This window comes from Streptomyces sp. SBT349 (genome assembly GCF_001083795.1).
In the GTDB taxonomy this organism is placed as follows: Bacteria; Actinomycetota; Actinomycetes; order Streptomycetales; family Streptomycetaceae; genus Streptomyces.
Genome location: NZ_LAVK01000360.1, coordinates 1 through 7,335, shown reverse-complemented (window position 1 = coordinate 7,335; position 7,335 = coordinate 1). Strand labels below are relative to the sequence as shown.

At 73.3% G+C, this 7,335-nt stretch carries 7 protein-coding genes and 2 pseudogenes; 3 read left to right on the top strand and 6 right to left on the bottom strand.

The window, feature by feature from the left end; all coding sequences use genetic code 11:
* Positions 1–185, bottom strand: a pseudogene (locus ADY01_RS30000) (hypothetical protein); the annotation flags it as partial.
* Here ADY01_RS30000 and ADY01_RS29995 point away from each other — a divergent pair.
* Entirely contained in the window at positions 184–525 is a 342-nt protein-coding gene (locus tag ADY01_RS29995; protein ID WP_049579744.1) for a glyoxalase superfamily protein, read from the top strand. The pseudogene ADY01_RS30000 and the gene ADY01_RS29995 overlap by 2 nt on opposite strands.
* Here the strand turns inward: ADY01_RS29995 and ADY01_RS29990 are convergent.
* The 5 genes from ADY01_RS29990 to ADY01_RS29970 all read right to left on the bottom strand — a co-directional run bounded on the left by ADY01_RS29990 (position 522) and on the right by ADY01_RS29970 (position 6,706).
* Complete coding sequence (locus tag ADY01_RS29990; protein WP_049579742.1) at positions 522–1,379, bottom strand: alpha/beta fold hydrolase; 858 nt, start codon at positions 1,377–1,379, stop codon at positions 522–524. The two genes, ADY01_RS29995 and ADY01_RS29990, sit on opposite strands and share 4 nt — an antisense overlap.
* Positions 1,380–1,523: 144 nt before the next feature.
* On the bottom strand, positions 1,524–3,662 hold the full coding sequence (locus ADY01_RS29985) for a SpoIIE family protein phosphatase (protein WP_049579741.1): 2,139 nt from the start codon (positions 3,660–3,662) through the stop codon (positions 1,524–1,526).
* 83 nt (positions 3,663–3,745) lie between these two features.
* Entirely contained in the window at positions 3,746–4,693 is a 948-nt protein-coding gene (locus ADY01_RS29980) for a cytochrome c oxidase assembly protein (protein ID WP_049579739.1), read from the bottom strand.
* Between the two features lie 30 nt (positions 4,694–4,723).
* Complete coding sequence (locus ADY01_RS29975; protein WP_049579737.1) at positions 4,724–5,452, bottom strand: type 1 glutamine amidotransferase; 729 nt, start codon at positions 5,450–5,452, stop codon at positions 4,724–4,726.
* Positions 5,453–5,467: 15 nt separating this feature from the next.
* A complete protein-coding gene (locus ADY01_RS29970; RefSeq protein ID WP_049579735.1) occupies positions 5,468–6,706 on the bottom strand; it encodes a MurT ligase domain-containing protein in 1,239 nt (412 codons plus the stop codon).
* Positions 6,707–6,906: 200 nt separating this feature from the next.
* Here ADY01_RS29970 and ADY01_RS29965 point away from each other — a divergent pair, with 200 nt between their 5' ends.
* Together ADY01_RS29965 and ADY01_RS39420 are read left to right on the top strand one after the other, a co-directional pair.
* Positions 6,907–7,101 (top strand): hypothetical protein, encoded by a 195-nt coding sequence (locus tag ADY01_RS29965; protein ID WP_049579734.1) that lies wholly within the window; start codon positions 6,907–6,909, stop codon positions 7,099–7,101.
* 18 nt (positions 7,102–7,119) lie between these two features.
* Positions 7,120–7,335 (top strand): annotated as a pseudogene (locus tag ADY01_RS39420) (hypothetical protein); the annotation flags it as partial.

The following is a 7,335-nucleotide window of genomic DNA, read 5'->3' as shown; positions in this document are numbered from 1 at the left end:
CGGCCTTCTCCCGGGCGGCGGGCGGTGGGCGCCGCGGGGCAAGGCGTCGTCAGGCCCCGGGTGCTGGAGACGCCGCGCTCGATCGCGTCGATGACGGCGGTGTTGATCGACTCGTGCCTGCCGAACTCGTCGTTGGTGACGATGAACAGCCTGCCTCGGGCGGGTCTGCGACGATAGGGCCTCATGGATGAGGAAGTGATCCCGATCCTCCGCGTCGCCGACGCCGGGGTGGCCGTCGACTGGTACGGGCGGCTCGGGTTCCAGCAGCGGTGGGAGCACCGTTTCGAGCCGGGGCTCCCGGCGTTCGTCGAGGTGGCCCGGGGCCGGGTCCGGCTGTTCCTGTCGGAGCACGAGGGGGACGCGCGCCCGGACACGCTGGTGTATCTGCGGGTCCGTGATGTCGACGCCGTGGCGGCCGAGTTCGGGGCGCGGGTCGAGGCGGTGCCGTGGGGGCGGGAGGTGGAACTGCGCGACCCGGACGGCAATCGGCTGCGGGTGGGTACCCCCTCGGGGGCGGGTTCCTAGGGGAGCTCCGCGGCGAACTCGGGGGCGAGGCCGGTCAGGAAGCGGTCGGTGGCGGTGCGGAAGCCGTCGGGGTCCTCGGTCCAGGGCAGGTGGCCGGCGCCTTCCAGTACGGTGCGGGTGACCCGGGGCAGGGCGCGTTCCAGCGAGTCGACCGAACGGCGGGGGCGGATGTCCTCGGCGCCGTCCACGATGAGTGCGGGCACGTCCAGTTCCCGGCAGGCGGCCCGCAGGCGGGGCGTGCCGAGGAGGGGGGCGAGCCCGGCGCCGATCTCGGCGTTGCAGGCGAAGTTGACGCCGCGCCAGGGGGTGGCCATGCGCCGGGCGTGCTCCGGCGCGCGTTGCCGGTCGGCGAAGTCCACCGACCACTGCAGGACGCACATCTCCCGCTCCTCCGCCTCCGTGCGCGGTCGGTCCCGCAGCTCCTCCCAGCGGGCCAGGTCGGGGCCGAGCCGTTCGCGCATCATGCGCACGAACCCGGGGCGCCAGGTGGCCTCGTCGTCGATGCCCGTGCCCGAGACGTAGACGAGTCCGCTGACGCGCTCTGGGTGCTCCAGTGCGTAGAGCAGGGCCAGTTGGGCGCCCCAGGAGTGCCCGAGGACGACCATGCGGGGAAGGCCGAAGTGGCGGCGCACCGCGTCGAGGTCGGCCACCGAGCGGGCCACCGTCCAGGGTCCGACGCGGTCGGAGCGGCCGCAGCCCCGCTGGTCCCAGCGGTGGGTGGCGGCGCCACCGAGGAGCCCGGCCAGGTCCTCCAGGGTGTCCCACAGGCCGGGGCCGCCGTGGCAGATCACCACGGGAACGCCCTCGCCCTGCCGTATCGCCCACAGGCGCACGCCGTCGTCCGTCACCACCATGGCTTCCGCTCCGGGTCCGGCGGACGAGAAGCCGGGGCGGCCGTTCCGCCCCGGTCCCGTGCGCCTCGTGGATGAGGCCGTCGAGCGTACCGGCCGGGCCGGCTCCTGGCGGAAGGGGGCGAAGATGACGCCCGGCACCGGGCGTCAGTCGGGGTGGGGGCTGAGCAGCAGCATGGCGATGTCGTCGCCGCCGGTCTCCGTCCGGGGTGAGGCGTCCAGGAGGGTGTCGGCGAGCTGCTCCAGGGTCAGGTCCCCGGCGCGTTCGAGGTGACCGGCCATCTCCTGGATGGAGACGCCCAGGTCGATGCCGGGGCGTTCGACCAGGCCGTCGGTGTACAGCAGGAGGACGGCGCCCGGCGGCAGCGCGACCTGGGCCGTCGGGTACTCGGCGTCCCTCTCGACGCCGAGGAGCGGTCCCGGTGGCACGCGCACGATGGAGACGCTGCCGTCGGCGCGGCGCAGCAGCGGCGGGAGGTGGCCCGCGGTGGCCAGGCAGGCGCGGTGTTCTCCGAGGTAGACGTGGGCGTAGAGGCAGCTGGTGAACAGGCCGGGGTCGAGGTCGCCGACCAGGCGGTTGCTGCGCGCGAGCACTTCGCCGGGCGCCGCGCCCGCGGTGGCGTGCACGGCGGTGCGGACCTGGCCCATGAGGGCGGCGGCGGTGACGTTGTGGCCCTGGACGTCGCCGATCGCGGCGGCGCACGAGGTGCCGTCGAGGCTGATCAGGTCGTAGAAGTCGCCGCCGATCTCGACGCCCCGGGTGGCGGGCAGGTAGCGGGCGGCGACGTCGAGGCCGGGGATGCTGGGCAGGGCGGCCGGCAGCAGCCCGGCCTGGAGGCGGCGCACGAGCTGGTGCTGCGCGTCGTAGAACAGGGCGCGGTCGAGGGCCTGGGCGACCAGCCCGGACAGGGAGGTCAGCAGGGCGCGGTCGTTGGGCGGGAAGGTGCGCGGCTGATCGTAGGCGAGGACGAAGCAGCCGACGGGCCGACCCGAGGCGATCAGCGGCAGGTAGGCCCAGGCCGACTTGCCGGTGAGTGTGGACATGCCGGAGTAGACGCGGTCCATCTCCTCGGGGGTGGAGTAGAACGTGGCCTCGCCGTTGTTGAGGGCGCGGGCGGCCGGGGTGGGGGCGGTGCTCAGCGGGGCGCCGTCCAGGCGGCGGATGGCCTCCTCGCCGTAGCCGCGGTAGCCGATGATGCGCAGCCTGCCGTTGTCGACGGCGAGGAGCGCGAGGCCCTGGGCGTCGAAGGCGGCCATGATCGGGTTGATGGCGAGGTCGATGACGTCGTTGACCTCGACGGCCTGGGTGAGGACGGCGGCGAGCTGCATCAGCTGGTAGAGGGCGCCCACGCGGGTGGGGACGGCGTCGGCGCGGGACGGGCCCGGCGGGGTGTCGCCGGGTGAGACGGTGGGGGCGCCGGTCTCGGCGTCGGCGGGGACCTCGGCGGGGACGATGCGGGCGCTGATGCCGGTGGCGTCGGGGTAGAGCTCGAAGGTCAGCCAGTGGTCCGGGGGGCGCAGGGCGGTGAACGAGACGGGGGTGCGGCTGAAGAGGACGCTGCGGTAGCGGTCTTCGAAGACCGGGTCGCTCAGCCAGGGCAGCGCCTCCCAGGGCAGGGCGCCGAGGAGGTCGCTGATGGGTTCCCCGACGAGGTCGGCGGCGGTGCGGGTGATGAAGATGATCTTGCCGGAGAGGTTCATCGCCAGGCAGCCCTCGGGGAGCCGCTCGGTGAAGTCGGCGGCGGCGTGGGCCTGCTCCTGGGTGTGGTTGTGGGCTCTGCGGCGCAGCGCGAGGTGGGGCCGCGGCCCGGGGCGGACGGGCTCGCCGCGGTTGGCCGCGCTCTTCAGCAGGGCGGCGATGCGCTCGCTCCCGGCCTGGGTGGCGTCCCGTTCCCGGTCGGTCATCCCGGGTGGGTGGTCGCCGGCGAAGAGGAGGTTGAGAACGCCCCAGGGCTCGTCGTCGCCGAGGATGGGGGTGTTGGCCACGGCGAAGGGATAGGGCGCGGCGACGGCGGATTCGGGGTAGTTGCGGGCGAGTTCCCCGACGGCCGTCCAGATCATGCGCCGGTCGCGCAGGCAGAGGGCGATGGGGACCTGGGCGTCGAGCCAGACCCGGGTCCACGGGGCGGCGAACTCCAGGGGGAGGCCGGTCACCACGGCCAGCCACAGGGTGCGCTCGTCCGGCGGCAGGAGGAAGATCCCGCCGCCGTAGGCGCCGCTTTCCGCCACCGCGCGGCGGAGCAGTGGGTCCAGCACATCGGGGCCGGATTGCGGGGCATTCTGCATGGAAGTGCATTATGTCCGGTGTCGTGGTGTGCCCCGGGAAGGGCGCCGGTGGCGTACGCCGACCGGGTGCGGGCCGGTTCGGCTCAGCCGCGGGAGTGCAGGGAGGCGAGGTAGGCGTTGTACTCGGCTAGGTCGCGGTCGCCGGTGCGGTCGGCCACCCGGTCGGTGCGGCGGGCCGTGCGCTGCTCCGAGAAGTACCACTGGATCACCAGGGCGAGGAGCACGATGACGGTGGGGATCTCGCTGAAGGCCCAGGCCATGCCGCCCGCGGCCGACTGGTCGTCGACGGGGTGCACGCCCAGCGAGGCGGGCGGGTCGGCGAAGGTGTCGACCATGGGTTCGGAGGCCATCATCAGGGCGATGCCGAAGAACGCGTGGAAGGGCATCGTGGCGAACAGTTCCAGCATCCGCATCAGGTGGCCCGCGCGGTGGGGGCCGGGGTCGACGCCCATGATGGGCCAGAAGAAGACCAGGCCGACCGCGAGGAAGTGCAGCATCATCGCGACATGGCCGGGCCGGCTGCCCATCAGGAAGTCGAACAGCGGTGTGAAGTACAGCCCGTAGAGGCTCGCGACGAACAGCGGGATGGTGAACAGCGGGCTGCTCACCACGCGGACGACGTGGCTCTGGAGCAGCGCGACCAGCAGTTCCCTGGCGCCGCGCCGGCCGCGGCCCGCGGTGGGCAGGGCCCGCAGCAGCAGGGTGACGGGAGCGCCGAGGAGCAGCAGGATCGGGGAGACCATGCTGATGACCATGTGCTGCGTCATGTGGGCGTTGAACAGGACCATGCCGTAGTCGTTCAGCCCGGTGCAGGTGACGGCGGCGATCGACAGGACGCCGGCGGCGAACGCCACCGGCCGGCCGGGGGACCAGGAGTCGCCCCGGTGGCGCAGCCGCAGCACGCCCCAGGCATAGAGGGCGAGTGCGGCCAGGCAGCCGGTGAGGAAGACGGCGTCCGGGCTGAACTCCAGGGCCCGCGAGAAGGTGAACGGGGGGAGGTCGGTGCCGGTGCCGTGTCCGTCGTGGTCCATGGTGCTTCGCTGCTCGTTCGTTCCGGGGGGTCAGGCGGCCTGCGTGGCGGCTGCGATGCGCTCGGACCTCAGCGCCTCGTACCAGCGGTCGTCGACCGGCGGGAGGGCGTTGACGTCGAGGGTGAGCTTCAGCAGCAGGTCGGCGATCTGCGGGTTCCTGGCAAGGACGGGGCCGTGCATGTAGGTGCCGAAGACGGTCCCGGCCCAGGCGCCCTCGGTGCCGTCGCCCGTGCCGTTGCCCTTGCCCAGGCGGACGCGGGCGAGCGGGCGGACGCCGGGGCCGAGTTGGGTGACGCCCTGGTGGTTCTCGAAGCCGGTGAGCGGCGGGAGGCGCAGGGCCTCGTCGATGTCGCCGAGGACGTCGCCGACGCAGCGCTCGCCGGTGCCGCGGACGCTGACGACGTCCAGCAGGCCGAGCCCGGGCTCGCGCTGGCCGAGGTCGTTGACGAACTCGTGGCCGAGGATCTGGTAGCCGGCGCAGACGGAGAAGATGATCGCACCGTTGTCGACGGCGCGGAGCAGGCCCCCGTCGCGGCGCAGCCGCTCGGCGGCGAGCCGCTGGGGGCGGTCCTCGCCGCCGCCGACGAGATAGATGTCGCCGGAGGTGGGGATGGGCTGGTCGGAGCGGACATCGACGCGCTCGACGGCCAGGCCCCGCTGCCGGGCGCGCCGTTCGACGACGAGAACGTTCCCCTGGTCGCCGTAGGTGCTCAGCAGGTCGGGGTAGACCCACACGACGCGCAGGCCGGAGGTGCTCATGGTGTCGTCCTCGATTCAGTTGCCGACGGTGCGGCGCAGGTCCTGGAAGGCGGTGTAGTTGGCGATGGCCTCGATCCGGCCGGGTGGCAGCTGCTGGAGGGCCTCGGGGAGGCTCTGGCAGACGCGGAAGTCGACGCCGGCCACCTCGAGGCGGACGGCGAGGTCGAGGCGGCGGTCGCCGATGACGGCGATGGGGTGGCCGGCGAGGCGGCCGTAGTCGACGTCCCAGAGCCAGGAGGTGTCGGTGCCGTCGGCGCCACGGGCGTTGACGGAGAGGATGACGGGGGTGGGCGGCGGGTCGATCAGGGAGAACGTCTCCAGCCAGCCCGCCGGGTTCTTCGCGAGGAGGAGGCGGATGTCGCGGCCCTGGTGGGTGACGACGTCGTAGCGGCCGGCGACGGCGGCGACGGACTGCATGCGCTCCAGGGCGATGTGCGGGGGGATGCCGAACGTGGCGGCGGTGGCCGCGGCGGTGGCGGCGTTGGCCTTGTTGGCCCTGCCGGGGAGCTGGAGGCGGATCGGCCAGGCGGAGCCGTTGGGGTCGATGACGGTGTCGCCGGAGAGGACCCAGGTGGGCATGGGGCGGCCGAAGCCGCACTCGCCGCAGCGCCAGGTGTCGTCGGGGCGGTGGAGCACGCCGCCGCAGGAGGGGCAGGACCAGGCGTCGTCCTTCCACTCCTGGCCGGCCGCGACCCACACCACGTTGGGGCTGGAGGAGGCGGCCCAGACGACGAGGGGGTCGTCCGCGTTGGCGATGATGGTCGCCTTGTTGCCCTGGAGCCCCTCGCGCCAGCGCTCGGCGAGCATCCGGGTCTCGGCCGCGCGGTCGAGCTGGTCGCGCGAGAGGTTGAGCAGGGCGATGGCCTTCGGGGTGACGTCGCGGGCGACGCCGGCCAGGTACTTCTCGTCGACCTCGATGACGCCGAAGCGCGCCTCGGATCCGCCGGAGAGCGCGGAGGTGATGCCCGCGGGCATGTTGGCGCCCAGCGCGTTGGAGACGACCTCACCGCCGGCGCGGAGGGCCTCGGCGATGAGGCGGGTGGTGGTGGTCTTGCCGTTGGTCGCGGAGACCAGCACGACGTCCAGGTGCCCGGCGAGCCGGGAGAGCAGTTCGGGGTCCACCTTCAGCGCCACGCGGCCGCCGATCACCGAACCGCTGCCGCGGCCGGCGGCCCGCGATACCGCGGCCGCCGCCTTGCCGGCCGTCACAGCCAGCCTCGCCCGCGCCGACAGCGGCTGCGCGCTCTCTGCCATCGTCCCTTTTCCTCCTCGCCCTTGGCCTGACGCCCAGCCTATCGAGGTCCCGCACGGGCGCCGCACCGCGTCGCCTCTGGCGCACGGTGGGGGTGGAGCTTTCCGCCATATGCCCTTGTCAGGATAAAAACTACTGTTTAGGGGTCTTAGAGTGCTCGCGGGGAATGCCGTTCGGCCGTTCATCCTCATCGGGAGTGCTCATGGTCTTGTCCATCTCGGGGGTCATCCTGCTCGGCGTCATCGTGTTCCTGTTCTTCCGGAAGGACGGCCTGAAGCTGTCCCACGCGGTGGTGTGTTCACTCTTCGGCTTCTACCTGGCGGGAACGGCGGTCGCGCCGAGCATCCAGGCCGGTGGCGCCAGCCTGGCGAACCTGCTGGGCGGAATCAGCCTGTAGGCCGCCGGGGTGTTTCCGTTGACGCTGGTCCTGCGGGGCCTGGTGCGGCTCGCGGGTGCCGCGAGGCGTGGGTGGGGGCGGCTGCCCGGGGAGCGCAGGGTTCCCGTGGTGGTGCTCTCGGTCGCGGTCCTGCTGCTCCTCGGCCTGGTGCCCTACGGGCCGGTGCTGGCGGGCGGCGGGCTGCTGGCCGCCGCGGTGTGGGCGGGTCGGGGCGAGGGCCGGGCGCCGCTGGTG